This is a genomic window from Turicibacter sp. GALT-G1 (assembly GCF_025594995.1).
GTDB lineage: Bacteria > Bacillota_I > Bacilli_A > MOL361 > Turicibacteraceae > Turicibacter > Turicibacter bilis.
The window spans coordinates 25187-51710 of record NZ_JAMQUS010000001.1 but is presented as its reverse complement, the minus strand read 5'-3'; the positions used below and the strand labels follow the sequence as shown (position 1 = coordinate 51710).

23 protein-coding genes and 1 pseudogene are annotated in these 26524 nt (G+C 34.6%); 22 read left to right on the top strand and 2 right to left on the bottom strand.

All coding sequences use genetic code 11. The features are described from left to right. The first annotated feature begins 15 nt into the window (after positions 1-15). The 20 genes from NEH74_RS00215 (at position 16) to NEH74_RS00120 (ending at position 19315) form a co-directional block, all read left to right on the top strand. Complete coding sequence (locus tag NEH74_RS00215; protein ID WP_055305665.1) at positions 16-1428, top strand: glycoside hydrolase family 1 protein; 1413 nt, start codon at positions 16-18, stop codon at positions 1426-1428. A gap of 94 nt (positions 1429-1522) precedes the next feature. After that, a complete protein-coding gene (locus tag NEH74_RS00210) occupies positions 1523-1915 on the top strand; it encodes a hypothetical protein (RefSeq protein WP_055244056.1) in 393 nt (130 codons plus the stop codon). A 491-nt stretch (positions 1916-2406) separates the two neighbouring features. Further along, the gene (locus NEH74_RS00205) at positions 2407-3441 is read left to right on the top strand and encodes a metal ABC transporter substrate-binding protein (RefSeq protein WP_262940864.1); all 1035 of its coding nucleotides are present in this window, start codon (positions 2407-2409) and stop codon (positions 3439-3441) included. Between the two features lies 1 nt (position 3442). Further along, on the top strand, positions 3443-4153 hold the full coding sequence (locus NEH74_RS00200) for a metal ABC transporter ATP-binding protein (RefSeq protein ID WP_055275074.1): 711 nt from the start codon (positions 3443-3445) through the stop codon (positions 4151-4153). After that, positions 4146-4967, top strand: coding sequence for a metal ABC transporter permease (locus NEH74_RS00195; protein ID WP_068759065.1), 822 nt, complete (start codon positions 4146-4148; stop codon positions 4965-4967). The genes NEH74_RS00200 and NEH74_RS00195 overlap by 8 nt, the downstream gene beginning before the upstream one ends. A gap of 163 nt (positions 4968-5130) precedes the next feature. Beyond that, positions 5131-5643: a Crp/Fnr family transcriptional regulator gene (locus tag NEH74_RS00190; RefSeq protein WP_262940892.1), complete on the top strand. Its 513-nt coding sequence runs from the start codon at positions 5131-5133 to the stop codon at positions 5641-5643. 93 nt (positions 5644-5736) lie between these two features. After that, entirely contained in the window at positions 5737-6273 is a 537-nt protein-coding gene (locus NEH74_RS00185) for a YeeE/YedE thiosulfate transporter family protein (RefSeq protein ID WP_212724126.1), read from the top strand. Beyond that, complete coding sequence (locus tag NEH74_RS00180) at positions 6274-6834, top strand: YeeE/YedE thiosulfate transporter family protein (protein ID WP_262940863.1); 561 nt, start codon at positions 6274-6276, stop codon at positions 6832-6834. A 265-nt stretch (positions 6835-7099) separates the two neighbouring features. After that, positions 7100-7630, top strand: a complete 531-nt coding sequence (gene nrdD / locus NEH74_RS00175) for an anaerobic ribonucleoside-triphosphate reductase (RefSeq protein WP_238581297.1) — start codon at positions 7100-7102, stop codon at positions 7628-7630. Between the two features lie 690 nt (positions 7631-8320). After that, the gene (locus NEH74_RS00170) at positions 8321-10327 is read left to right on the top strand and encodes a reverse transcriptase domain-containing protein (protein WP_262940859.1); all 2007 of its coding nucleotides are present in this window, start codon (positions 8321-8323) and stop codon (positions 10325-10327) included. Between the two features lie 145 nt (positions 10328-10472). Next, positions 10473-10787 carry an anaerobic ribonucleoside-triphosphate reductase gene (gene nrdD, locus NEH74_RS00165; protein WP_238580543.1) on the top strand — a complete coding sequence of 105 codons (315 nt, stop codon included), beginning with the start codon at positions 10473-10475 and terminating at the stop codon, positions 10785-10787. Positions 10788-11503: 716 nt separating this feature from the next. Further along, complete coding sequence (nrdD, locus tag NEH74_RS00160; protein WP_262940857.1) at positions 11504-11863, top strand: anaerobic ribonucleoside-triphosphate reductase; 360 nt, start codon at positions 11504-11506, stop codon at positions 11861-11863. Positions 11864-12152: 289 nt separating this feature from the next. Then, positions 12153-13046, top strand: a complete 894-nt coding sequence (nrdD, locus tag NEH74_RS00155) for an anaerobic ribonucleoside-triphosphate reductase (protein WP_262940855.1) — start codon at positions 12153-12155, stop codon at positions 13044-13046. A 149-nt stretch (positions 13047-13195) separates the two neighbouring features. Continuing rightward, positions 13196-13606: a GIY-YIG nuclease family protein gene (locus NEH74_RS00150; protein WP_262940853.1), complete on the top strand. Its 411-nt coding sequence runs from the start codon at positions 13196-13198 to the stop codon at positions 13604-13606. An 808-nt stretch (positions 13607-14414) separates the two neighbouring features. Next, positions 14415-14918 (top strand): anaerobic ribonucleoside-triphosphate reductase activating protein, encoded by a 504-nt coding sequence (nrdG, locus tag NEH74_RS00145; protein WP_055305674.1) that lies wholly within the window; start codon positions 14415-14417, stop codon positions 14916-14918. Between the two features lie 94 nt (positions 14919-15012). Further along, positions 15013-15255, top strand: coding sequence for a hypothetical protein (locus tag NEH74_RS00140; RefSeq protein ID WP_237257732.1), 243 nt, complete (start codon positions 15013-15015; stop codon positions 15253-15255). A gap of 171 nt (positions 15256-15426) precedes the next feature. After that, a complete protein-coding gene (locus NEH74_RS00135; protein ID WP_262940851.1) occupies positions 15427-16548 on the top strand; it encodes an LAGLIDADG family homing endonuclease in 1122 nt (373 codons plus the stop codon). A gap of 299 nt (positions 16549-16847) precedes the next feature. Next, entirely contained in the window at positions 16848-17045 is a 198-nt protein-coding gene (locus NEH74_RS00130) for a hypothetical protein (RefSeq protein WP_262940849.1), read from the top strand. 79 nt (positions 17046-17124) lie between these two features. Continuing rightward, positions 17125-18153 carry an acyltransferase family protein gene (locus NEH74_RS00125; protein WP_262940848.1) on the top strand — a complete coding sequence of 343 codons (1029 nt, stop codon included), beginning with the start codon at positions 17125-17127 and terminating at the stop codon, positions 18151-18153. A gap of 700 nt (positions 18154-18853) precedes the next feature. After that, the gene (locus tag NEH74_RS00120; RefSeq protein ID WP_055244030.1) at positions 18854-19315 is read left to right on the top strand and encodes a GNAT family N-acetyltransferase; all 462 of its coding nucleotides are present in this window, start codon (positions 18854-18856) and stop codon (positions 19313-19315) included. A 256-nt stretch (positions 19316-19571) separates the two neighbouring features. On the opposite strand, the pseudogene NEH74_RS00115 reads toward NEH74_RS00120, so the two are convergent. Continuing rightward, positions 19572-20813 (bottom strand): annotated as a pseudogene (locus tag NEH74_RS00115) (IS110 family transposase). Positions 20814-21230: 417 nt separating this feature from the next. Here NEH74_RS00115 and NEH74_RS00110 point away from each other — a divergent pair. Continuing rightward, complete coding sequence (locus tag NEH74_RS00110; RefSeq protein WP_262940847.1) at positions 21231-22997, top strand: LysM peptidoglycan-binding domain-containing protein; 1767 nt, start codon at positions 21231-21233, stop codon at positions 22995-22997. Positions 22998-23123: 126 nt separating this feature from the next. Here NEH74_RS00110 and NEH74_RS00105 read toward each other — a convergent pair whose 3' ends face one another. Next, positions 23124-24032: an SDR family oxidoreductase gene (locus NEH74_RS00105; RefSeq protein ID WP_262940846.1), complete on the bottom strand. Its 909-nt coding sequence runs from the start codon at positions 24030-24032 to the stop codon at positions 23124-23126. 275 nt (positions 24033-24307) lie between these two features. Here NEH74_RS00105 and NEH74_RS00100 point away from each other — a divergent pair, with 275 nt between their 5' ends. After that, positions 24308-26260 (top strand): GGDEF domain-containing protein, encoded by a 1953-nt coding sequence (locus NEH74_RS00100; protein ID WP_262940845.1) that lies wholly within the window; start codon positions 24308-24310, stop codon positions 26258-26260. The last annotated feature ends 264 nt before the right edge of the window (positions 26261-26524 follow it).

The following is a 26524-nucleotide window of genomic DNA, read 5'->3' as shown; positions in this document are numbered from 1 at the left end:
AAAGGAGTGTTAAACATGACCAAACGTTTTCCAGATGGCTTCTTATGGGGAGGGGCAACGGCTGCTAATCAATTTGAGGGAGCCTATAATGAGGATGGAAAAGGACTTTCAACACAAGACGTTGCACCAAAAGGAATTAAGGGACCAATCACAGAGGTTCCAACAGAAGATAATATGAAATTAGTGGGGATTGACTTTTATCATCGTTATAAAGAAGATATTAAATTATTTGCTGAAATGGGATTTAAAGTTTTCCGTTTATCTATTGCATGGTCAAGAATCTTTCCTAATGGAGATGATCAGGCACCAAATGAAGCGGGACTAAAATTTTATGACAATGTATTTGATGAATTAGCGAAATACGGGATTGAACCATTAGTCACGATTTCTCACTACGAAACACCATTAAACTTATCTAAAAAATATGATGGATGGGTGAGTCGTGACTTAATTAAGTTTTATGAGAATTATGTGCGCACGATTTTTACACGTTATAAAAATAAAGTTAAATATTGGTTAACGTTTAATGAAATCAATTCTGTTTTACATGCACCCTTTTTAAGTGGTGGAATTTATACGGATAAAGAAAAACTATCAAAGCAAGATTTATATCAAGCAGTTCACCATGAATTAGTGGCGAGTGCCTTAGCTGTTAAAATTGGACATGAAATCAATCCTGATTTCCAAATTGGATGCATGGTTTTAAGTATGCCAACGTATCCATTAACACCAAATCCAGATGATGTCATTGCTGTCATGAAAGCTGAACATATGAATTACTTCTTCTCAGATGTGCATGTACGTGGAGTCTACCCAGGATACATGAAACGTTATTTCCGTGATAACCATATTGAAATTCAATTCGCTGAGGGGGATGAGGAAATCTTAAAACATACAGTAGATTTCATCTCATTCAGTTATTACATGAGTAGTTGTGAAACGGCTAATCCAGCTCAGAAAGTAGCCGGTAAAGGAAATATTATGGGTGGGGTACCAAATCCAACATTAAAAGCTTCTGAATGGGGATGGCAAATCGATCCACAAGGATTACGTTATGTTTTAAATCAATTCTGGGATCGTTATCAAAAACCATTATTCATCGTTGAAAATGGATTAGGTGCTGTTGATGAATTAGTTGAAGATGAAGATGGAAACAAAACAGTTATCGATGACTATCGTATTAATTACTTAAATGACCACTTAGTACAAGTTTGGGAAGCAATTGAAGATGGGGTTGAAGTCATGGGATACACCTCTTGGGGATGTATTGACTTAGTTAGTGCTTCAACAGCTGAACTTAAAAAACGTTACGGATACATTTATGTCGATCGTCATGATGATGGAACAGGAACGTTAGAACGTTATAAAAAGAAATCATTCTACTGGTATAAAGAAGTCATTGCTACAAATGGTGAAAGTTTAAAATAATGAAAAAAATTCCTCTATCTTCTAGAGGGATTTTTTTCATTCTATCTCATTAGTAATTAGTGTATAATAATAGTAAAGAAAAGAGGTGTTCGTATTGGAATGGTTTAAAAAATTTATGGAAGATCGAACAGGCGTTGATCATTTATCATTGGCTTTACTGATCGTTTCAATTCTTCTCTTTTTGGTTGGAAAGTTATTTGGATGGGCATTCTTTGCTTGGCTCGCTTTAGTTCCACTTGTTCTTTGTTACTATCGAGCACTATCTAAAAATAAACTAAAGCGTCATCAAGAAAATATTTTATTCTTAAAATACTGGTATCCTATTCAATCTAAATGGATCAACCAATATCGTGCATTCAAAGCAAAGCGTCAATATAAATATTTCAAATGTAAAGAATGTGGACAACAATTACGCGTTCCTCGTAAAAAAGGAAAAATTGAAATTACATGTCCAAAATGCCGTCATACGTTTATTAAGAAAACTTAAAGTACTTGTTTTTTACAAGTACTTTTTTATTTCTTTTCTTTTTCTTTTCAAATACTAAGTATCAGATAGGAGGGGGACTCCTACGCTAAGTACGAAATTCATTAGATTTGAGTCTTAGCCATCCTCAGATGGCAGAGGGAGTCCTCATCCTTCACCAATAAGTGAAGGGGAGCCCTCACTAAAGTCGGAGACTTTAAATCCACAATTAGTGAGGTAGATCTTCAACTAATGAGGGGACCCCTACGCTAAGTACGAAAATCCATTAGATTTGAGTCTTAGCTATCCTCCACTGATAGGGAATGGGTACCCTAAGCTAAGTAGCAAAGCTCTTAGCCATCCTCAGCTGGCAGGGGGATAACCTACCTTATAACCGTCTTATATGAGTACTTGCACATATATTCAACTCAACTGATAACTATTATCATTTGTATGAAACTGTGCTACAATAGACATAACATAAGTAAGAGTACTTTTTTAGGAGGAGTTTTTTTATGAAAAAGTTTAAAGGATTAGTCTTTGCTTTAATGAGTTTTGTTGTCTTGTTGGTTGGATGTGATACTGATTCAAAAACGGGTTCAGTATCAGATAAATTACAAATTGTCACAACATTATTTCCACAATATGATTTTGCACGTGTAATCGGTGGCGATAAGGTCGATGTCACATTATTATTACCAGCTGGAATGGAATCACACTCATATGAGCCGACACCAGCTGATATTATTAAGATTAATAAAGCAGATTTATTTATTTATACGGGAGAATCAATGGAGCAATGGGCTCATAGTATTATTGAGAGTGTTGATAGTAACGAAGTTTATGTTTTAGATGTTTCAAAAAATGTTCCATTATTAGCTCCAAATAGTACAGTTGAAGATAATCACGACCATGAAGATGAAAATCATGACCATGATGCAGATACTGATCACGACCATGAAGATGAAAATCATAACCATGATGCAGAAGTAGAAGCGGGACATGATCATTCTGAAGGGGATGGGCATAATCATACTTATGATCCACACATTTGGACAAGTCCAAAAAACGCGATGATTATGGTGAATAATATTTTGGAGGCCTTATGTGAAGTTGATCCAGAGAATGCAGACTACTATAAAGACAATGCTAATGCTTATTTAGCTGAATTAGAAGAGTTAGATCACGAACTTAAAGATGTGGTGGCGAATGCGAAGCGTGATACGATTTATCATGGTGGACGCTTTGCGATGCAGTATTTAACGAATCAATATGGAATTCATTATGTATCGGCGCCATTTGAAGCTGAACCGAGTGCTGCTTTAGTTGCACAAATGATTAAAGAGATTAAAGAACAAAAGATTCCCGTTATTTATTATGAAGAATTAGTAGACCCAAAAATTTCGCAAATGATTAGTGACGAAACGGGAGCAAAAATGTTATTATTACATTCATGCCACAATGTTTCTAAAGAAGATTTTAATAATGGTGTCACTTATTTATCATTAATGAAACAGAATGTGGAAAATTTAAAAGTAGGATTGGATTAATATGGCGATTTTATCTTGTAAAGATTTAAATGTTCAATACGATAATCAAGTAGCATTAAAAGATGTTAATTTTGAATTAGAAGATGGCGATTATTTATGTATCATTGGGGATAATGGTTCTGGGAAAAGTACATTAATGAAGTCAATTCTTGGATTAGTAACGCCAAAGTCAGGTAATATTCAATACGGATCTCACTTAAAAAGTCATGATATTGGTTATCTGCCACAACAAACAGTGGTTCAGCGAGATTTCCCAGCTTCTGTGTATGAAGTGGTATTATCAGGATGCTTAAATAAACGAGGGTGGCGCCCGTTTTATTCTGCCGAAGAAAAAAAACGTGCCCTTGAAAATCTTAAAAAATTGAAAATTGAACATTTGAAAAAGAAATGTTATCGTGATTTATCGGGTGGACAGCAGCAACGTGTTTTAATTGCACGCGCACTATGTGCGTCAGAGAAAATTTTATTGTTAGATGAACCGGTCACAGGTTTAGATCCAGTGACGACTGCTAACCTTTATCAAATCATTGAAGAGTTAAATAAAGAATATGGTATGAGTATTATTATGGTAACGCATGATATGAATAGTGGTTTAGAACATGCAACGAAGATCTTGAGATTGAATAAAGAAGTTGTATTTTATGGAACGCCAGAGGAGTATTTATGCTTTACGAATTCGTGCCATCATATGGGAGAGGTAAAGCATGTTTAGTATTTGGCAAGAGATGTTTTCGTATAGTTTTATGGTGCGTGCGATTGTGGTTGGAAGTGCGGTATCACTATGTGCAGCTTTACTAGGCGTAAGCTTAGTATTGAAGCGTTATTCGATGATTGGAGATGGATTATCTCACGTCGGATTCGGGGCACTATCAATTGCAATGGCCATGAACTTAGCACCGTTAAAAATTGCAGTACCAGTTGTTGTCATTGCAGCATTTTTCTTATTGCGAATTTCACAAAATAGTAAGATTAAAGGTGATGCTGCGATTGGATTAATTTCAAGTACTTCGATTGCGATTGGGGTAACGGTGACGTCACTAACGAGTGGATTAAATGCAGATATTAATAGCTACATGTTTGGTAGTGTTTTAGCAATGACACAAAGTGATGTGAAAATTAGTATTGTGTTATCAGTTCTTGTATTTATTTTGTTCGTTATTTTTTATGATCGTATTTTTGCGACCACATTTGATGAGAATTTTGCAAAGGCCACAGGTGTAAAGGTGGAGCTTTATAATATGTTAATCGCATTCTTAACAGCAATCACGATTGTTCTTGGGATGCGTATTATGGGAACGATGTTAATTTCAAGCTTAATTATTTTCCCAGCCTTAACCTCTATGCGAGTGTTTAATAGTTTTAAGAGTGTTATTATTTCATCAGGAATTATTTCGGTCGCTTGTTTCTTTATAGGGATGACCGTTTCATTCTTATATTCAACGCCTGCTGGGGCTAGTGTCGTATTAGTGAATGCAGTTGCTTTTCTTATTTTTAGTGTGATTGGTATGGTAACAAAGCGCATATAATTAATGGGGTGTTTCATTTGAAACTCCCTTTTTTATAAGGAGGAGGATGCATGTTAGACGGATTAATGAGTGATTATCCATTTTTAAAGATGTTAGATGAAGAGGCATTAGCAATTATTGAACGGAATTTAGTACAAAAAAGGTTCAAGCAGGGGAATTATTAATTAATGGTGAGGAAGCATGCTGGGGATTTTCATTTATTAAAAGTGGCGTATTACGTGTGTATCGCTTAAATGATGAAGGACGTGAAGTCACATTATATCGTTTAAGAAAAGGTGATAGTTGTTTTATGACCGTGATTTGTGCATTAGCACAAAGTAATACACACGCTTATGTCCGTGTAGAAGAAGATAGTGAGCTTGTTATTTTACCGATTTTGTTATTTGAAAAGTATTTAATGAATCATCCAGTGTATTTACAGTTTGTCTTTAAGAATTTATATGAGAAGTTTTTAAGTGTGATACAAGTGGTTGAAAATGTGACGTTTAATAGTATTGAGCAGCGTGTGATTGATTATTTAAAAGAGCATAGTCGTGGTGGATTGTTATATCGCACCCATGAACAAATTGCCTTTGATATTGGTTCAACCCGTGAAGTGGTTAGTCGTACACTTAAATCGCTTGAGCGAAAAGGAAAGGTTAAGTTAGAGCGTGGAAAAATTTTAATCAAAAAATAGATTGCATTAACCATTGTGTGACTTTGTCACGGAATGGTTTTTTTATTTTATATATACTAGTACTATAAGTTACAAAAAAAGAGTGAATGAATCATGAAGTTACCAAATTGGATGAAGAGTGCAATTCTTTTATCGTTATCATTTTTTATAGCAGTTTGGTTAGTGAAGCCAGTTGGCGTTTCAACGCAATTTAGTGTATTAAGTGGGATTATTCATACCGCAATTGATAAAGATGCTTTAGAAGAGAATGCATATTATCAAAAAGATGATGGGAAGATTGCTGAAGAAATTGAACATCCTTGGAATTACAATTTTGTATTTGTGTTAGCCATTCCGGTTGGTGGGATGATTGGCTATGCTTTAGATTCTAAGCGCCGTGAATCACGTCGTGAGAATACAACTTGTTCTATTAAATCATCAGTATGGCGTACGTATGTGTTACCGTTTATTGGAGGAATTCTGTTGTTATTTGGAGCACGTATGGCAGGTGGATGTACAAGTGGTCATATGATGAGTGGAATGATGCAAAGTAGTGTGAGCGGCTATGTGTTTGCGGCGTCGGTTTTCATAGTTGCGATTCCAACCGCTTTAATTATAACTAAGATTCGTTCAAGAAAGGTGGGAATGTAAATGATGATTGTATTAGCTATTTTATTAGGTGGATTTTTTGGATTTGCCCTTTATAAAGTAGGAGCTGCTAATATGGATAATTTATTATCGATGTTAAGTTTACGTAATTTAACGTTAATGAAAATTATTTTATTTGCGATTGGATTAGCGAGTGTCTTAGTTGCGTTATTTTATGCGATTGGATTGTTTGATCCCGCGCATTTAAGTGTAAAAGCAACACACTTAGGTGTTGTTATCGGTGGATTAATTTTTGGTTTAGGATTTGGAGGGGTTGGTACTTGTCCTGGAACATGTGTTGCTGGTGCGATGACAGGCGGATTTAAAAAAGCTATTAGTGCGGTTTTAGGTGGATTAGTTGGTGCCTTTTTATTTTCAATGAGCTATGGATGGTTAGCTGATAAAGGATTTTTTGATGTGCTTAATTTAGGTAAATTAACACTATTTCATGTGTCAGACAAATATCCATCAGTGTTTAAAATGGGATATGGAGGACTAGCTATTGTTGGCGTAATTTTCATTACAGTTGCAATTATTTTACCGATCAAGGGATTAAAAAAATAATTGAATAAACATTAAAAGATAAACATAAAATAATATTGTTTTTCTTTGTCTTAAATGCTTTAAATAACATAAAAACCAAAAAAGTAAAGTAGTAAATGTTTTCGAAAATAATGAAAATAATGCTCAAAATTTACATGAATACTTTGCTTGAATCTTACGTTTTTTTTTAGTAAGATGGTTATATTAAATCTTCATCTTTTGTCGTTTTTCGCTAAAATGAGACGTTCAAAAGATGGAGATTTTTATGTGTAAAGGGGTGTTTACTGTGCGAGAAGTGATTAAACGTGATGGAACTCATGTAGCCTTTGATGAGTCTAAGATTTATCAGGCCATATTGAAAGCAATGAAATATGGAAGTGGAGTAATTGATAAGGAAATCGCAAAGAAGATTGCCCATGAGATCAATTTAACATTTGAACATTTACAAACAACGCCAACCATTTTTCAAATTGAAACGTATGTGTATTTAAAGTTAATTGAGAATGGTCATGAGTTGACAGCGAAAGCCTATGAAGGATATCGTGCGATTCAACTGTTTAAGCGTGAAACGAATACAACAGATGATAGTATTTTAAGTTTAATTGATTTAAGTAATGAAGAGGTCATGAATGAGAACTCGAATAAGAACCCAATGATGGCTTCTACTCAGCGTGATTTAATCGCGGGAGAAGTGTCAAAGGATATTACACGACGTAAGAAGTTGCCGGCACGTATCGTGCAGGCTCATGATGAGGGAGTCTTACACTTTCATGATATGGATTGTGTGAAACGTTTTCAAGAAACTCAAGTAGCCTAACTACTTGATGGGATTTGAAGGAGTAAATAAATTACTCTAACTACATTACTGATAACTCAAATGAGAGCGCCAATAAAGCTCGAAGGGGTACACTGAGACCTCCCGCATGCACTCTTAGCTAACAAATGAGAGTGTGTGAAGCCGGGTAAAGACGAGTGAAACCTACCCTAACACGTAATGGTGAGGAAAAATAAGTCAGAGGTGACTATGTAGGCATAGCACGGGTGGCGATTGACATGGTGAGAATGACATAAAATATGAACATAATATTTAGTCTGACGAACTTCCGAATGTACTGTCCTTAATGTCGGGTATATCGAAAGGTATACATACTCTTTGTGAAAGCAATGGGTAGTAAGTGTGGATTAGTAGTTCTTAGTCTTGGCGAAACTCCATATACCCTTATGGCGGGTATCAAGCTTGCAGGGCAATAGGAAGCACCTAAATCAATCATTAAGCTAAGTAATGTGGAACGTTTGAAGCTTCTTACATCTATATAGCCTTTGTTAGAGGTGATGGTGAGATATAAGACTCCGGTTGAAATTCTCTTTGAAGAAGTGGCAGTAGGGGTGTAGTAGCGACGAAACTATGATAATAAGTAGTGGAGCGAAGGCCCCAAGTCAATAAGATAAGCAAAAAATAGCAGAATTGAGTCATAAATCAGTTACGAAAAAGAGGGGTGGAACCAAAATGAAGCCCGAATATGCTCAAACAACGAGGATACAGTTCTTTAAATCGGCTGATTACTATGGCATGTCAGAGGTATACGAAGATTTATACCATAAAAGCACGAATAACATTAATGTTAAGAACTTAATTCCAATAATCAAAGATAAACGCAATATGCTTATAGCTATAAGATGTATCAAAGCCAATAAAGGTGCTGATACTGCTGGTATCGATGGAATTACTTTCTCCCAAATGCTTAAATCTAATTCAATAGATGAACTACATCATAAAGTATGTGAACTTATTGATGACTACAAGAGTTCGGGGGTAAGAAGGGTATACATTACCAAGAGTAATGGTAAACTTCGTCTCTTAGGAATTCCTAATGCAATTGACAAGTTAGTCCAACAAATGATTAAACAAGTCTTAGAGCCTTACTGTGAAGGAAAGTTCTATAAACATAGTTATGGGTTTAGACCTACCAGAGGCGTAGGGGAAGCCATTGCAAGGTGTCACCACTTAGTTGTGAATGCTCGATGCACGTACTGTGTCGACATAGACATCAAAGGTTTCTTTGATAATGTGCATCATAATAGACTAATCAAACAAATGTGGAACTTAGGTATCAGAGATAAACAAGTACTTATGTTAGTCAAGAAGATAATAAAATCCCCTGTAGATGGAGTTATCCCAACAAAAGGGACACCTCAAGGTGGCGTTCTATCGCCTTTACTAAGCAACATTTTTCTGAATGAATTAGACCATTGGGTAGCTAAACAGTGGGAAGATTTTCAATCTCACTGCCACAGTAATAAGACGAAAGATGAGTTCTACAAAGAACTACAGTATAAGAACAAAAGTCCTAATCCGAATTACATCCCAGGTAAGAAGACCAAAGGAAACTCAAAGTACATTCGAAAATGGAAAACCTTGAAAACAGGATTTATTGTTCGATATGCAGATGATTTTAAAATTTTCACATCAAATTATAAAGAAGCAATCAAATGGTTTCATGGTGTTAAACAGTTTATTGAGAAGAGGCTTCACTTAGAAATAAGTGAAACCAAATCAAAAATCATAAATCTTAGGAAAATGAAAAGTAAATTCCTTGGATTTGAACTTAAGGCAATAGATACCAAACAGAAGTACAAGAAAAGACGTACTAATGTTAAAAATAAAGGAAATAAAAGTCGATGTATCCTGCAAGTAAGAGTAAGCAGAGATAAATTGAATGAAATGGTAGGGAAGTACAGAACACTACTGAACAGTCTGCTCAAACAAGGGGCGAATAAGCCTCAGATAATGAAGCGGATTAACACGACAATCATGGGATGGCAAAATTATTGCCAACTCAGCACTTATCCATCAAAAGACATGGGTGAAGTCCATTATAGAATTTTTGGTAAACTCAAGAGATTAGCAACCTACCATGGGAAACTTAAAAAGATTTCACTTAAGGAAGCTAAGAAACGTAGTGAACTAATCAATAGGAAATATTCTGAATATAATGGAAAGACATTCATATCTGTCGAGGGTATTGTTTTATGTCCAATCTGGGCAATTAAACAGAAGAGACTGGCTCAAAGAAATCCTAATATTAGTCCATACATAAGGGATGATTTAGTCAACTACTGGTATAAGGAACTAAAATGGGATAACTCTGCCGGCAGAAGATTAATTGAAAACTATTGTAACTCCCAATGGGTGAACTCTTTAGTTTCAGTTCATGCCTTGAGTCTCTACACAAGTCAGTATGGTAATTGCCCTGTAACAAATCTACCACTTTCAGAAGGTTTTGAGATACATCACAAAGTAGCAAAGAAAGATGGTGGTGAAGACCATTATCAAAATTTAGTTCTTATAAATCCTTTAGCACATAAACTATTGCATGCAAAAACTGATGAAACAATCATGAAATATATTGGTTTAATTAAAAACTTTGGTGGAAAGATTAATAAATCGTATACTAATGAACTTCGTAAAAAGTTACATTTAAATCAAATTAGGGTTACTGCTATGACCCAATAAATCTTATTGATGGAACGCCGTATGAGTACGAAAGTCTCACGTACGGTGTGGAGGAGGGGAAAAGGTAGAGATAACTTCAAAGCCTTACCTATTCCTATATTTCATGCAATCAATCTTCAACTGCTGCTTGATTGACATTAAAGATATGCTAGATAACGGAACGGTTATTAATAAGCGAATGATTGAAAGTCCAAAAAGTTTTCAAGTGGCTTGTACGGTTATGACGCAAATTATCGCGCAGGTAGCTAGTAGTCAGTACGGAGGCCAGTCAATCGATATTAGACACCTTGGAAAATATTTAAGACGAAGCCGTGATAAGTATGTGGCGATGTTAGAAGGTGTTATTTCTTCAAAAGCTGAACTTTCACAAACAGTCGAAGCATTAATGGCTAAAGAATTAGCATCGGGTGTTCAAACGATTCAATACCAAATTAATACATTAATGACAACAAACGGTTAATGTTGGCCGCCTTAATTAGGAATAATTAAGTGAACAGGTGGTGAACCTACAAATGTAGGGTGTGTTTCCAATCAGAAGCTAAGATTCAGGTTAGTTCGGCGTAAAAATTGAACTTTTGATTCTTTCACATTAAGTGAGAAATGTGGAGAAAGGAGATTTTATAGACGAGTTGCGACTTGAAGTTAGATTGAGTAATTGGAAATGCTAACGATGAACGCTAAGTTACCCTATAATTTTTGATTAGAGGTAAATACCTGTGTATATCTATAAAATTAAGAATATAGTAAATGAAAAAGTTTATATAGGTCAAATATAGTCATCATTCAGAGATGCTGAAGTAGCTACTTCAAAAAATGGTAAATATAATGGAAACCTATGTAGATGCCTAAAAAATAAAACAGAGTGTAGATATAATGGTGTTAATTTTAAAATTATAGAGTAATATGTCAATATCGTGCCAAGCCTTAAAAGGCTGAAAGCGACGCTTAGACTCTCATACAAGTTGTAACTACTGATCAAAACTCGATTTTTGAGTTTAGTGATATTAGAAGACTTGATAGAAAGGTAAGAGCTTGAAGCTAGATTGTAATTTAAGGAAGGTGTATCGACTATCCCGTTAGGGAGTAGGTTAGAGGTGAAACTCCTTTTTCCGAAGCGCCACCCATCCAGAACGGATGAAGAGATAGTCAGTCTCCTTAGAAATAAGGGAGTAGGGAATGCAAAGCCCATTTGTTACATTATTTTTAAATTTAGATGAAACTGATGAATATGCCCAGGAGGTTGCTTTAATTATTGAGGAAATCTTGAAGCAGCGTATTCAAGGGATTAAGAATGAAAAAGGAATTTATACAACCCCAACATTCCCTAAGTTAGTTTATGTCCTTCATGAACATAACTGCCTAGAAGGTGGGAAGTATGATTACATTACGGAGTTAGCGGTTGAGTGTAGTTCGAAACGTTTATATCCAGATTATATTTCTGCTAAAGAGATGAGAAAAATTTACGAAGGAAATGTGTTTAGCCCAATGGGTCAAGGAACGGCTCATGTAAAACCTTGTGAACTGTTATGTGCGTAACGGGTGTGCATTCTACATTTTTAATGGAACAGTAGGAAATGACTGTTTAAGGATGTGCTAACTGGGAAGCCTAAGTGTTTTTACATATGGTAATCCAGTGCTAAGCTATTCATTTTTGAATGGAAAGTCAATCGACTATCGAAAGCGTAGCCCTCTTTGAGGGTGAGTAAGTGAGTAGAGTACAGTGGGAGATGCACCCATTGGAAGTGCAAGGCGCGATGATGGATGTGGGAGTCCTGAGCGAAGATATAGTCAGAGTGGGTAACCAGTATAGAAATGTACATCTCACTTGTGTCGTAGTTTCTTATCTCCATGGAAAGATGAGAATGGAGAGTATAAGTTTGAAGGACGCTTTAATCAAGGGGTTGTGAGCTTAAATTTACCTCAGATTGGAATTGTTGCAGCTGGGGATGAGGACAAGTTCTGGAACTTGCTTGATAACCGTTTAGATTTATGTTATGAGGCGTTAATGTGCCGTCACAATGCGTTAAAAGGAACGTTATCAGATGAGTCTCCAATTCATTGGCAGTACGGTGCCATTGCCCGTTTACCACAAGGTGCGGTCATTGATCCCCTGCTTATGGATGGATATTCGACTATTTCATTAGGATATATTGGATTATACGAAGTAACAAAACTGATGACAGGAGTGTCACATGTGCATCCTGATGGAGAAGCATTCGCTTTAAAAGTGATGAAACGTCTAGAGGAAGCGACAAAATTGTGGAAACAACAAACGGGAATTGGCTTTGGTTTATATGGAAGTCCAGCTGAATCTTTATGTTATCGTTTTGCGAAGATTGATTTACAGAAATTCGGTGAAATTAAGGACGTGACGGATAAAGGATATTATACGAATTCTTATCACGTTGATGTACGTGAGGAGATTGATGCATTCTCGAAATTACACTTTGAATCTCAGTTCCAACCAATTTCAACAGGAGGATGTATTTCATATATTGAAATCCCAAATATGTCGCATAACTTAGAAGCATTAAAGCAGTTAGTGAATTATATTTATCATAATATTCAATATGCTGAGTTTAATACGAAATCTGATTGTTGTCATGTTTGTCACTTTGAGGGTGAAATTATTATCAATGATGACTTAACATGGGAATGTCCAAACTGTCATAATAAAGATCAAACGAAGATGAATGTTATTCGCCGCACGTGTGGGTAGACATAAATGCCCCTCATAGCAGAAATGCTATGTAGCAAACTTTGTGAACCTACAAATGTAGGGTGTATTTCTCAGAAAATGGGGAATGCTAACGATGAAGGCTAAGTTTTTTATCTTTCAAAATCTAAAATATTCACGAGGTTAGTTTAATGCTAATTTACAAGGCTACCAACTTAATTAATGGAAAAATATATATTGGTATGACGACTAAGACACTCGAGCATCGTGTCAAAGTTCATAAAAGAGATAGTCAACGACTTAATACATATTTTTATCAGGCAATACGAAAGCATGGATTCGATAATTTTAAGTGGGAAGTTATCGATACTGCTGAAACAATGGAGGAACTTGAAGAAAAGGAACGTTACTATATCAAGTTATATAATTGTTTTGACAATAAGGATGTTGGCTATAATACTCAAAGTGGTGGAAATAGTCTATATGAAATAACTGAAGAACATAGAAGGCAGAGAAGTGAGCGTGCTAAAGGGAAAAATAATCCAATGTATGGGACAGTTAGTCCTATGAAGGGAAAAAAATTTACTGAAAGCCATAAATAGAAAATATCAGAGGCAATAAAGAAAGCTTATCGTCCGCATATGTATGGTGGAACCAATCCATCTGCTAAAAAGGTTAGGAATATAGATACAGGAGAAGTTTTTGAAACGATGACAGAAGCATCAAAAAAATATCCTGGAATTTCTCGTCAGAGTATTAATCATAATTGTGTTGGAAGAACTAAAAAAGCTGGTGGCTTTAGATGGGAATATGTGAAAGATGAATGATATGCTAATATCGTGCCAAGTCTGGGTTCCTTGCCATAAGTAGTGAGCTATGTAAGTTTTTAGCTATGCTCCACTGGGAGGGTAATTGCTAGTATTAGGAAGGCATAGGGAGATAACCTAGGAAGGTGTAGAGACTATTCCGTAAGGAAGTACATTTGAGGTGAAACTCCTCATTTGGAAGTGCAAAGGACCTAAACAATTCGGTTGTAGGTTAAGAGATAGTCCACCCTCATTAGAAATAGTGAGATCAGTGATTTAGGAGACAATTTCTGGAATAAAGGGAAAACGGCGGAAATTAAGAGTCGTGTACTTCATTTATAAGGCGAATGATTGAAGTAACTATTGATATCTCGTTTCTTAGAATCTTTATAGAGGATTTATTAAAGTAGTCCGTATATCGATGATAGAAATGAGTATATTATGAGTAGGAGTTTCATTTCTACTGTGATGATGGCTTCTATTTGTGATACAGATAAGAAAACAGAGCCAATTTGGCTCTGTTTTCCTTAGCTTATCGTTAGGTAAGTATGTCACAGATATGATAAACTTATAGTAGTTAAGAATAGGAAATGTGGTGATTTTGATGTATTATGCACAAATTCGAAAATTTGATACTGCTAATGGAACTGGTATTCGTTCAAGTTTATTTGTATCTGGATGTACGCATTGTTGTGAAGGTTGTTTTAATCAAGATTATAAACATTTCAGATATGGTCATCCGTGGACTAAAGATGTAGAGGATCAATTTATAAACCACCTGACGAATCCTAATGTACATGGCGTAACGATCCTTGGTGGCGAACCCATGGATCAAGTTCGAGATAATGATTTACTTAATTTAGTGCAGCGAATTAAGGAAGAGACGAAGCAAAATATTTGGATTTATTCAGGATATACGTTTGAAGAGATTATGGCACATCCAAAGACGCGTGCTATTTTAATGCATTGTGATGTATTAGTGGATGGTCCATTTGTTGAAAATTTAAAAAATTTAAAACTACGATTTAGAGGAAGCAGTAATCAGCGAATTATTGATATCCAAAAGTCGTTACAAGAAGGACAAGTATGTGTATTGGAAAATTATTAATAGAAGCAGATTTATATGAGAAGTAGCTCAATTCAAGAGTGAGAGTTTAGTGATTCTTATTCATATAAAACAAGGTAGGAGAAGGAGTTTATAGATGAATCAGTTGATTTATTTTGCGAAGGTAAAACCGGAAGCAATTATTCCATCAAAACGTGTTGAAGATGGAGCATTTGATATTTATGCTTGTTTTGAAGAGGATTACATGAAAGTTGAACCTCATGAGACGGTGTTAGTTCCAACAGGAATTGCATCAGCATTTTCAAGTGATTATGTCGCAATTATTAAAGAGCGTGGCTCAACAGGATCAAAAGGAATCGGCCAAAGATGTGGTGAATAAAATTTATATAACTAACACAGTATAATCTCATTATAACCATATAATGAAGTAGAAAAAATTTTGACTTATATGGTCAGATTATGTTAGCGTGTTTTAAGTTTTTAACTTAGACTTGCTTAATGTAATTGATTTTATTTATCAATTATTATATAGATTGATAGGAGATTATACATGCAGAACTATGAATTTAATCCAGATAAGAATGAATTTATTGCTAATTACCAAAAATTAAAATCTGGTAAAAATATGTCAGAATATTATGGGGTTAGTGTTCGAAAAATATATTCTTATGCTCAAAAGATAAATTATAGAAATATTTTAAAGAAAGATATTTCATGGAAACCACAAGATAAAGAGGAATTTATTAAATTGTATAATCAGTTAAAATCATCAACATTGATGGCAGAGCATTATAGAGTTAGTAAGAAAACGATTCTCAAATATGCTAAATCTATTGGGTTTAGGAATGAATATAGAAACTCTTTAACGAAAGAAGAAGTAAACTATGTTTTAGAAAGTTATCATTTAAAAAAGGCAATTACTATAAGTAAAGAGTTAGGAGTTTCTAAATCACTTATTACTAAAACATGGAGAATCAATAATTTAAGTGGAAAGACGTGTAGGAGATACTATATAAATGAGGATTATTTTTTCAATATAGACACAAAAGATAAAGCATATTTTCTAGGGATAATTGCTTCAGATGGATGTGTCTATTATCAACAAAATCCAAATAAGTTAAAGATGTTATCCTTTCAATTTAATATAAAAGATAGGGAAATAATTGACTCTTTTCTTTACTATACAGAAGCAGAGTATAAACCTATTATTAAGAATAAATATATATCTTTACAGATTAATAGTGATAAAATTGTAAATGATCTAGAGAAATATAATATAGTTCAGCGAAAAACATGGATATATGTACCTTATTTTATAGATAATCAACTCATGTGGCATTATTTACGTGGTTATTTTGATGGAGATGGTTCAATTTATCTTTGTGGAAAAGTGAATCCAAGTAATTGGATAATATCTATCTGTGGGAATGAATGTACAATGCATGCTTTTCAAAACTTTCTTAGAACTCATGGGATTGAAAGTCATGTAAGGTTAGATAATAGAAAAGAAAAGTATAAATATGATTTTTATAATTTGATTATTCGTAAAAATAGTGAGAAGATTAAATTTATACAAATGCTATATCATGATTCAGAAAATTTAAGGTTAAATAGGAAATATCTTAAATGTGTTGAATTTTTAAAGCTATATAATGAACGCCATCCTAATTAGAAATAGTTAGGTAATAAAGTGGGGTGTATCGGTGAAGTCCACCAATTTATTGGATAATACCGAGGGCTATAATACCTAATATAGTCTGTAACGCATAGGTAGTGAGCGTAAGTTAGGGATTGCAATAATCTACCCAAGAGCCTCCACCACCCTAACGTAAAGTCGAGGGTGAAAATGTATGCTGGACTTACACGATGGAAAAGTGTAAGAACTAACAAATAAAAAGTTGTTAGGTTAACAATTCGGTCATCGATTCAGGATATCGTGGTGAGTGGTTTATTGCTTTAACGAACCATAATATGAAGTCTTTAGTGATTGCAAAGGAGTCTGTTAAAGATCAGTTTGAAGGATGTATTGTGTATCCTTATGAAAAAGGAATTTGCCAGTGTATGATGGTAGAAGTTCCTAAGCTTCAGATTGAGGAAATGAGTTATGAAGAGTTATTAAAAATTGAATCTGAGCGTGGAACAGGTGCGCTTGGTTCATCAGGTAAGTAAGAAGACAGCGAAAGCTGTCTTTTTTATTTTTACACTTTTTACTAAATAAGATATAATTTTTTAAGAAGGGAGAGAGAGTATGATTCGATTATCACAGAGTTGGGTGCTTTATTTATTAATTTTTGGGATAGCCCCGCTACTTTTATCAGTACGTTCATACATTTGGGGACGTGAGGGATATGCTTTTTTAAATCGTACGAATATCGAAGTAGTAAAAGGATTCTCCATGTTATTAATTATTTTTCAAAGTTTATGTGATCGATTAGTAAATCAAAATCTTTTCACCATTAGTATTTCAAGAAGCGGGATACTAGGAGTGACGCTATTTTTATTTATTTGCGGGTTTGAGGCAATGACTCAATATATGAATAACCGACGTTATTTAAGAGGGTTTATTTTTCATCAAGTGATTAGAATTGTCTGTGTGTTTTTAGTTTGTAATTTCTTAGGTGCACTTGTGAATATTTCAATGGGTGGTCATGATAGTTTGAAGGGCATGTTATATCAGACAGTGAGTTTTCATTTTTCAGATAGAACAAGTGCCTGGTTAATCGGTGCACTTCTTTATTTTTATATCGCATTTTATCTAAGTTATCGAACAAAGTTTAAAATGAACTTATTATTATCGTTCAGTGTAATTTATATTGGGATTAGTTTGGCCGCCAGATGGAATTTTAGTATTGCGTTTTGCTTCTTAGTCGGTGTATTTGTTGCTAAATATAAAAAATATTTATTCCGTTTGATACGTGAATATTTACTGGGCCTTTTTATAAGTTCATTGGTTTCGTTTAGTGGGATTTATTTACTATACCTGAGAGGATTTACGTTCATTTCTCCGCTGGTACCTTATATATTTTTAATATTAGTTTTATGTATATTGATGAAGTTGCAGTGTCGATCACGAGTATTTGCTATGATTGGATATGCAGCTACGGAGTTATATTTAGTTCATGAGTTATTATTAATTTTAGTTTTAGGTTATTCAGAGACACGAAGTAGTGGTTTCTTATTATTATTCTTGATTCTTGCAATGGTTGGTGCCTTATTATTGAAAAATGTCTCTTGTCGAATGTTCTTGGTTCCCAAGCAATATCATGTACAAAAATAGATAGTTTTTGTCGGAAATCGAATGAGTATTTTCTCTTTCTCTTATAATTAGAGAAGGAGGGCGATTTGATGAGTGATGGGTTGATTAAACGAATATTTCAAGGATTAGTAGTCGCGTATATTTTATTATGCTTAATGTTAATATTAGGATCAGTTTTATGTTGAAAATCGGCTTGCTTTAGGCACCGATTTTTTTATTTAATCGTTGTTATTTCCCTAGCTGTTTGTCTAGTGATTATATTAATATCCCAAAGTTTTATTTGATGAGATTTGCAATTTGGATAATTTCTAAGCAGTCAACTTCCTAAATATAGGTGTTGAGGTTAGAGGATTTGATTAATAAAAGTTTAACAATACTATGGGCTCAACTAGTTGTGACAACAATTTTATTTTTATCCAATTTAAGACATACCTTTACAAACAAATTCTATCAAAAAATTTCCTAGGAAAATATCTATAGATTGGTGTCTATTTTTATCAGAGCAATGAAATATTGCGTAATTGTAATAGAGATTTTGTAGTAAGAACTTAAAGTTTTGATAAACTAACGTTTTTAGACTATGAGAAATGATATTCTCAACGAAAACATCTCTCTCATCCATAGTTATCCAATTTTAACTTTCTTTGTCAAATAAGTTCTTTCATAGATTTTTTTCTCATAAGGTGTTAATGCCTTTTTAAATATAGGGGGAGGAATTTCAATGAAAGTACGCATCGCAACAGTAGAAGATGTTCAGGCCTTACATCAGCTTCATTTTGAATTAAATTGTCATCGTCATACATTACAGCCAACAAATTTTCAGGGGCGTAGTGTTGATGAGGAATGGATTTGTGAGAATATTTTGAATGTTGACAAGGATTATTTGGTTTTAGAGATTAAGGATGAAGTTGTAGGAATGGCCCTTCTAGAGAAGAAAGAAGGTCATACGGTTAATGGAAGTGTTCGGTATCGATACTTATATCTTTGTGATTTTATGATTGACTCATCACTTTGCTTACAGAAGTATGGTCATGAGTTATTTAAGGAGATTCGTCGTTATGGTAAAAAGAATTTTCTTTCATATATTCAATTAAATGAGTTAATTAATGATGAGGAACGATTAAAGTTTTTTGAAAAAGAACAGTTATTGGTAACTCAGCAAACATTAAAAAGTGCGATTTAGCTACCCGTTTGGGTAGTTTTTTTATGGTGAAGTTTTAATAGAGAGGATCATCTACTGATTGGTAGAGGGTATTTTTTTTGATGTTTCTTCATAGGCTATAGAGAATGAATGGACAAGACTTGTGGTATTAAGTCAAGTATATGATTGAAAAAAATAGATAAAGATTTTTAAAAGTTGGGCGCACTGAACTAGACCCTCGGCTAATTTTTTAAAAATTTAGCCTAGCGCCAGACAGAAAGGATTCAAAAGCAATCAGTTAGCTTTTGAGTGATACGCTCCTTTCCGGCGTGTAGAGTTGGTGGTTACGTAACAGCGTATCCACCAAACGCACTAATTTTCTAGCGGTTAGGACGAGGGCTCGTTTGTGTTTAAATTTCGGAACTTCATCGTATTTTTTCTGGTAATACAAGCGGTAAGTATCTTCGTGTCGTCTGATAGAGTTGGCAGCTTCAACCATATAATACCGAAGATATTGGTTGCCTGTTCGTGTCAGTGGTGTACGTTCCGATTCAAAGTTTCCAGACTGATTTTTTTTCCAGTAGAGACCGCAATATTTGGCTAATTGGGCTTCATTTTCAAAACGTTCAATTTGACCGATTTCAGCGACAATACCGGCGGCATAAACAATACCGATACCTGGAATACTTTTTAAACATTGGGCTTCTGTTACAATTTCAAAGAGCGCCACAATGCTTTTTTCTAAATCTTTAATCTGTTTTTTCAACGTTTGGATTAATCGTGCATAAGTCGCTAAAACCATGTCTACTGATTCTTGAACGACTTTACCCAATCGATAAGAATCACGAATAGCTTTTTTAATGGTTTTAGCTAATTTCTGTGGATCACTAAAACGACCTCGACCTTTTTCTTGTAGAAGGTTAGCTAAATCTTCTAACTCCATTTCGGCCATTTCATCGAGGGTTAGTGCATCAGAAAGAAGATCGAGCATGGTCGCACCAAAAACAGAGGTATCGAGCTCTTTAGAGAGGGTATTACACTTGTAGTAAAGGTTCTCAAGAAAGTGCTGTTTACATTCGGTGAGTTGATGAACCATTTGATATCTCGAACGAGTCAGACGTTGAAGAGCGATATAGCGTTCCTCTTTTAAAACTGTCTTATTAAATCGTTCAATACGTAAGAAGTCGGCAATACGAAAGGCATCAATTCGATCGTTTTTATCTTCTTCAAAAAGCCCTTTATAACGATGAATGGACTTAGGGTTTTGGATAACGACTTCAACGAGACCTAAGGATTTTAGTTCAAGATCTTCAGATAAAAAAGTTGCAGGATGAAAACTGTAAATCTAAGTAGACTCCATTCCAATCACGATTTTTTCATAGTTAAATGATTGGTGAAACTGGAGAACATCTTCTTTGATAGAAGAGGCACCGTTAATGTTATTAGGAAGGGTAACTTCTTTTAACGTCGTGTCTGAACTATCAAGAAAACAAACATCAAGTTTTTCAGAGCTACCATCAATACCGACAAATAATTTCATGGAAGGGACCTCCTTTCTTTTGAATGAATTTGGAATAAACTCGGATATGGCTGGACATCCCTAGGGTCCCAAACGTGGCGACAACCTCGCGTATAAGTATTCTAAAGACTTTAGCTATGAGTGCTGCCCTCAACCCTGTTAAGAAGAGGAACATAGAAAGAGTCGATACAGCTTGTGCGTCTGTCGAACAGTTTGGGTCTGGGTCACAGTCTTCAAATGTAGTCGAACTACAGGAGGAAAAAGTATATTCCTGATGGATCCAATTCCATTACCTATATGATGGAACGTCCGAGGGTATCTGAGACAAAAAGAGATCACTAAATGAATCATTTAGGTAAAGAAAACTCATTCAGTTTTCAAAGAACAATTCATTCCCTAAATGAAGGGCTTAAACTTATTATACGAGGAGGGCTATTTATGAAGAAAGGTTTTGTTGTGATGGGGGGGGTCATCACATGTCTCTTTATTGGAAAGACAGGTTTAGCTTTTGGGCCAAGTAGCGAGTTGTTATATGATGGAATTGATGTGAGCCAGTGGCAGGGCAATATTAATTTTGAAGCTGTGAGTCAGTCTGGGATTGAGGTTGTTTATATTAAGTCGAGTGAAGGTTACTCTGTAGATCCGTATTTCGAGACGAATTATAAGAAGGCGACGGATGCTGGATTAAAGGTTGGGGTTTATCATTATGTGACAGCGACAACGGTAGAGGAAGCACAATCGGAGGCGGCCTTTTTTGTATCGAATCTTGAAGGAAAAACGATTGATTGTCGATTAGCCATGGATTTTGAGTATTTTGGTAATTTATCGCGAAATCAAATCAATGAGATAGGATTAGCTTTTTTACAGACCGTAGAGTCATTAAGTGGAAAAGAAGTCGTCGTTTATAGTGATACATCAAATGCGATAAACATTTGGGATGAGACAATTGCTCAATATCCACTTTGGGTGGCAGAATATGGAGTAGAGAGTCCACAAGCAAATGGTACATGGTTAGACTGGGTTGGATTTCAGTATAGTGATACCGGAATTATTTCTGGAATTGATGGAAGCTCAGTTGATTTAGATTATTTTACGGATGGAATTTTCTTATCTGATGTTTCGACACCTGTTTCAAGTGTACCTGAAGAACAAAGGCCATCTAATCCAAGTGAATCTTCAACTTTGGTGACAACTTATACGGTACAGAGCGGAGATACATTATCAGAAATTGCGGCTCGATATGGAACAACGGTAAATGAGTTGATAAGCTTAAATGGAATTAGTAATCCAAATTTAATTTATCCGGGAGAAGTGTTGAGAATCCCAGGAAGAGTGAGTGAATCAAGTAGTTCTTCACTAACAATATATAAGGTACAGAGTGGAGATACATTATCAGAAATTGCGGCTCGATATGGAACAACGGTAAATGAGTTGATGAGCTTAAATGGAATTAGTAATCCCAATTTAATTTATCCGGGAGAAGTGTTGAGAATCCCAGGAAGAGTGAGTGAATCAAGTAGTTCTTCACTAACAATATATAAGGTACAGAGCGGAGATACATTATCAGAAATTGCAGCTCGATATGGAACAACGGTAAATGAGTTAATGAGCTTAAATGGAATTAGTAATCCAAATTTAATTTATCCGGGAGAAGTGTTGAGAATTCGAGGGAATGTAAGCGGATCAGTGGCAACTTATACGGTACAAAGTGGAGATACATTATCAGAAATTGCAGCTCGATATGGAACAACAGTGAATAGATTAGTCAGCTTAAATGGAATTAGTAATCTGGATTTGATTTATCCAGGAGAAGTGTTGAGAATTCGAGGAAGAATGATTGGATCAAGTAGTTCTTCACTAACAATATATAAGGTACAAAGTGGAGATACATTATCAGAAATTGCAGCTCGATATGGAACAACAGTGAATGAATTAGTGAACTTAAATGAGATTAGTAATCCGAACCTGATTTATCCAGGAGAAGTGTTGAGAATTCGAGGGAATGTGAGCGGATCAAGTAGTGCATCAGTGGCAACTTATACGGTACAAAGTGGAGATACATTATCAGAAATTGCAGCTCGATATGGAACAACAGTGAATGAATTAGTGAACTTAAATGAAATTAATAATCCCAATCTGATTTATACGGGAGAGGTTTTGCGCTTGAGTTTGTTAGATGAGGTATCCGATTCTATGATGGAATGACGATGTGGGAATATGATTCAGATACATTCCAATTTCAATTTATTATTACGATTCCTCTCCCCTCTTAGTAAAGTGAGTGTGAATTTGAAAAAACGGTTAGCCATCAAATGATGACTAACCGTTTTTTTAAGTACTTGTAATGGTTCCACCGTTTGGATGAAGAATTTGTCCGGTCATGTAACTTGAATCATCACTAGCTAAAAAGAGAAAGGCTGGTGCCACTTCAAAAGGTTGTCCGGCTCTGTTCATCGGAACTTTAGATGTTTTTGTTCCGAATGTTTCGAGTGCTTCTGCTGGCCATGAGGCTGGTTGAAGGGGTGTCCAAATTGGACCCGGTGCCACCCCATTTACACGAATGCCTTTTTCAATGAGAGATTGAGAGAGTGAGCGAGTGAAAGTAAGGATAGCGCCTTTGGTTGCACTATAATCAATTAAATGCTTATTTCCCTCGTAAGCTGTTACTGACGTGGTGTTAATGATAGTGCTTCCCCGCTTTAAATAAGGAAGTGCCGCTTGTGTCATATAAAAGAAAGAGTAGATATTTGTTTTAAAAGTTCGATCCAGTTGCTCTTCGCTAATATTTAAAATACTATCTGTTATGAATTGAACGGCGTGGTTATTCACAAGAATATCGATTTGTCCAAAGCGATTAAGTGCTCGACGCACGACTTCACTTGCCATTTCTTTTTTGCTTAAGTCGCCTGGAACAAGGATACAATCTCGCCCGAGCTCTAATATATGTTGTTGTGTTTCTTTCGCATCAATATGTTCATCAAGATAGGCAATGACAATATCTGCTCCTTCACGAGCAAAAAGATAGGCAACAGCCCGACCAATTCCAGAATCACCACCTGTAATAATCGCAACCTTATCTTTTAACTTCTGACTTGATGTTGCATATGGATTTTCTGAGATAGGGCGTGGCTGCATTAAGTATTCGAATCCTGGCTGTTGATCTTGGTGTTGAGCAGGGAAGGTTAAATTGACTTCTTCACATTCTTCACGTTTTCCTATGTACTTATAGACTGGATACATAAAACACCACCTTCACAAGACTTGTAATAATATAAGTATATTTGTTTAGTTTGATAAATATGAAAGATTTCAAGTAGATGAGATTGATGTTCAGAAAATGACATGATATGATAGTTAAGTTGCACTAAAATGTTATATTATGTAAAAATATAATGGGTATTGTTTGATTGTAAACCTTTTACTACTGATAGCTTATGTTGAGAATTATTTAAGACTTTAGTTTTCATGTAGATCATGTAATAGATTTATTTATATTTCTATAGGAGGGAAAGAGGATGAAGGTAAAGGCCATATTGATAGGGGCAATAGGTATTATCCTTTTATTCGGAATTTTACTTACACCAAAGTTGAAAACGGTTTTGAAAACAACGGCAAGTGATGAATTTATACAGTTAATGTACGATGGGGATGTACGAGAATTAACACAGGAACAATTAAAGCAGTATAAAGATGATATTAATCAGGAGTTAACTGAACTGAAACATCGCCAATCATTTGAAAAAATTTATCTTTCTCTTGGGAAAATTGCCTCGTTAGAAGAAAGATATGAGGTCTCAAATAATTATTTATTAAATGTGATTAGTCCTAGTCAGGAGACAAATAAAATGATTGATCTCAAGGTTTATGAAACATTAGCGGTTAATTATATAGCGATGGGAGATATCGAAAAAGGATATTTTTATTTTAATGAGGCAAATAATGTGGCCTATCAATTACGAGATGCTGAACTAACAGCTTCTTTTTATCAGCTTTTTTCTGAAACATTACTAAACTATACAAATCATACTAGCTTTCCAATTTATTTATTAGGTGAGGCAGTTGAATTAACTAATGATTATTATAAGAAGATTCAATTAAGAAAACAATTAGCCTCAGTTTATGAACTAAATGGTTTTTTTGATTTGGCCTTAAATGAATTTATAAGGGCACTAGATATGAGTGTTGAAAAGGGATATGTAGATTTAGAAATTAAAATTTTGGGTCGGCTGAGTTTGTCATACTATTCAAATCAGCGCTATCAAGAATCAATAGAGGTAATCAATCGTTATTTTGAATTGTCTTCAGATGATCCTGATTTAATTTATGTTTCACTATGGCTTCACAATCATTATTATTTGTATGGTTACGAGTCTGTACAGGAAGAATTGAAATCATTAGAAGAAGCAACTTCTAATTTATCGATTGAACAAAAGCATCAACTTTCAATATTTATTGATTTTAATCAAGCCTTTTTTCTTCATTCGGATGGGCGATATGAAGAGTGTGAGATGTATATAAGAAAATTACAGGAATTAAAAACACAAACTAATGTACCAGAATTAACAAGTTTATTGATAGATAAAATGAAATTAGACTTAGCGTATGATAGAGGGGATCAAGGGATAGATTATATAAAGGAGTATCGACGATTATTGTCTGACTTACAACTGACTAACGATCCGGTTGAACGTAAAAGACTGATTATCGATAATGTATTACTCCACTTAATAGAATTAGGTGATTATGAGACGGTTTATCAATACACAGCGGATTTACAACAACCGGTAACTCAAGAAATTACAATAATTAATTCTATCATGAATATGATTCAAAATAGCAGTGATAGCCATTATCTATCTAACAATAATATAACATCTATGCTGCTAAAGTTAGGTGGTTATGTCCTTACCGCACTAGCTGGGATGGGGGTAACTTATAGTGCGTACAGATATAATAGTTACTTAAAATCTTTAAAACAAAAAGCTAAAGATAGTACTATATTCGATCCATTAACAAAGACATTAACGAAAGAAGCCTTGTATGAAACATTAGAATTAGAAATAGAATTAGGTCAGAATGAACTTTATTATTTCTTGTTAATAGATGTTAATGATTTAGGTTCTTATAATGAATCATTTGGATATTTAGCAGGTAATAAAGTCTTGATAGAAATTTCTAATTTGCTAAAAATCTATTTTCCAAATGCTTATATTTCACGTCATTATGGTCAACATTTCATTGTTGTGATAAAAAAACCTAATGAGGAAGAGTTATTGCAGCTTATTACCTCTTTGATTAATGAGATCAGCAATAATGAAAAAATTTCTGCAAAAAGACCGATAACATGCTGTATCGGAGTTAGTAAAGGATATTTAACTAATACATTAGATATTGATGAACAAATTAAATTAGCGACTAAAAAATTACAAATATCTAAACAACGCGGAACAGGAAGTTGTACGATGTAAAGTCATATCAGTTGATATGACTTTTTTAGATTTACCTATAGAAAAGGAAAGTGCTATATAAAACATAAGTCACTAGTTTAGGCTAATGACTTTTTAATTGGAAATATCTTATTCAACAAAATTTGACTGATTATGATACACTAGATACATAGCGAAATATCATTCGCCTTTTTAATACCAAGACTAACTATAGTGGCGCTAAAAGTTTTCAGTGATGAAAAACTTAGCGCCACTTATCTAGATACAAAATGATCAATCATCTCA

Excerpts from the sequence above, each read along its gene's own strand:
- NEH74_RS00215 (WP_055305665.1), top strand. The coding sequence starts at position 16 with ATGACCAAACGTTTTCCAGATGGCTTCTTATGGGGAGGGGCAACGGCT.
- NEH74_RS00205 (WP_262940864.1), top strand. The coding sequence starts at position 2,407 with ATGAAAAAGTTTAAAGGATTAGTCTTTGCTTTAATGAGTTTTGTTGTC.
- NEH74_RS00200 (WP_055275074.1), top strand. The coding sequence starts at position 3,443 with ATGGCGATTTTATCTTGTAAAGATTTAAATGTTCAATACGATAATCAA.
- NEH74_RS00195 (WP_068759065.1), top strand. The coding sequence starts at position 4,146 with ATGTTTAGTATTTGGCAAGAGATGTTTTCGTATAGTTTTATGGTGCGT.
- NEH74_RS00185 (WP_212724126.1), top strand. The coding sequence starts at position 5,737 with ATGAAGTTACCAAATTGGATGAAGAGTGCAATTCTTTTATCGTTATCA.
- NEH74_RS00180 (WP_262940863.1), top strand. The coding sequence starts at position 6,274 with ATGATGATTGTATTAGCTATTTTATTAGGTGGATTTTTTGGATTTGCC.
- NEH74_RS00170 (WP_262940859.1), top strand. The coding sequence starts at position 8,321 with ATGAAGCCCGAATATGCTCAAACAACGAGGATACAGTTCTTTAAATCG.
- nrdD (WP_238580543.1), top strand. The coding sequence starts at position 10,473 with ATGCTAGATAACGGAACGGTTATTAATAAGCGAATGATTGAAAGTCCA.
- nrdD (WP_262940857.1), top strand. The coding sequence starts at position 11,504 with ATGCAAAGCCCATTTGTTACATTATTTTTAAATTTAGATGAAACTGAT.
- NEH74_RS00150 (WP_262940853.1), top strand. The coding sequence starts at position 13,196 with ATGCTAATTTACAAGGCTACCAACTTAATTAATGGAAAAATATATATT.
- nrdG (WP_055305674.1), top strand. The coding sequence starts at position 14,415 with ATGTATTATGCACAAATTCGAAAATTTGATACTGCTAATGGAACTGGT.
- NEH74_RS00140 (WP_237257732.1), top strand. The coding sequence starts at position 15,013 with ATGAATCAGTTGATTTATTTTGCGAAGGTAAAACCGGAAGCAATTATT.
- NEH74_RS00135 (WP_262940851.1), top strand. The coding sequence starts at position 15,427 with ATGCAGAACTATGAATTTAATCCAGATAAGAATGAATTTATTGCTAAT.
- NEH74_RS00130 (WP_262940849.1), top strand. The coding sequence starts at position 16,848 with ATGAAGTCTTTAGTGATTGCAAAGGAGTCTGTTAAAGATCAGTTTGAA.
- NEH74_RS00125 (WP_262940848.1), top strand. The coding sequence starts at position 17,125 with ATGATTCGATTATCACAGAGTTGGGTGCTTTATTTATTAATTTTTGGG.
- NEH74_RS00120 (WP_055244030.1), top strand. The coding sequence starts at position 18,854 with ATGAAAGTACGCATCGCAACAGTAGAAGATGTTCAGGCCTTACATCAG.
- NEH74_RS00110 (WP_262940847.1), top strand. The coding sequence starts at position 21,231 with ATGAAGAAAGGTTTTGTTGTGATGGGGGGGGTCATCACATGTCTCTTT.
- NEH74_RS00105 (WP_262940846.1), bottom strand. The coding sequence starts at position 24,032 with ATGTATCCAGTCTATAAGTACATAGGAAAACGTGAAGAATGTGAAGAA.
- NEH74_RS00100 (WP_262940845.1), top strand. The coding sequence starts at position 24,308 with ATGAAGGTAAAGGCCATATTGATAGGGGCAATAGGTATTATCCTTTTA.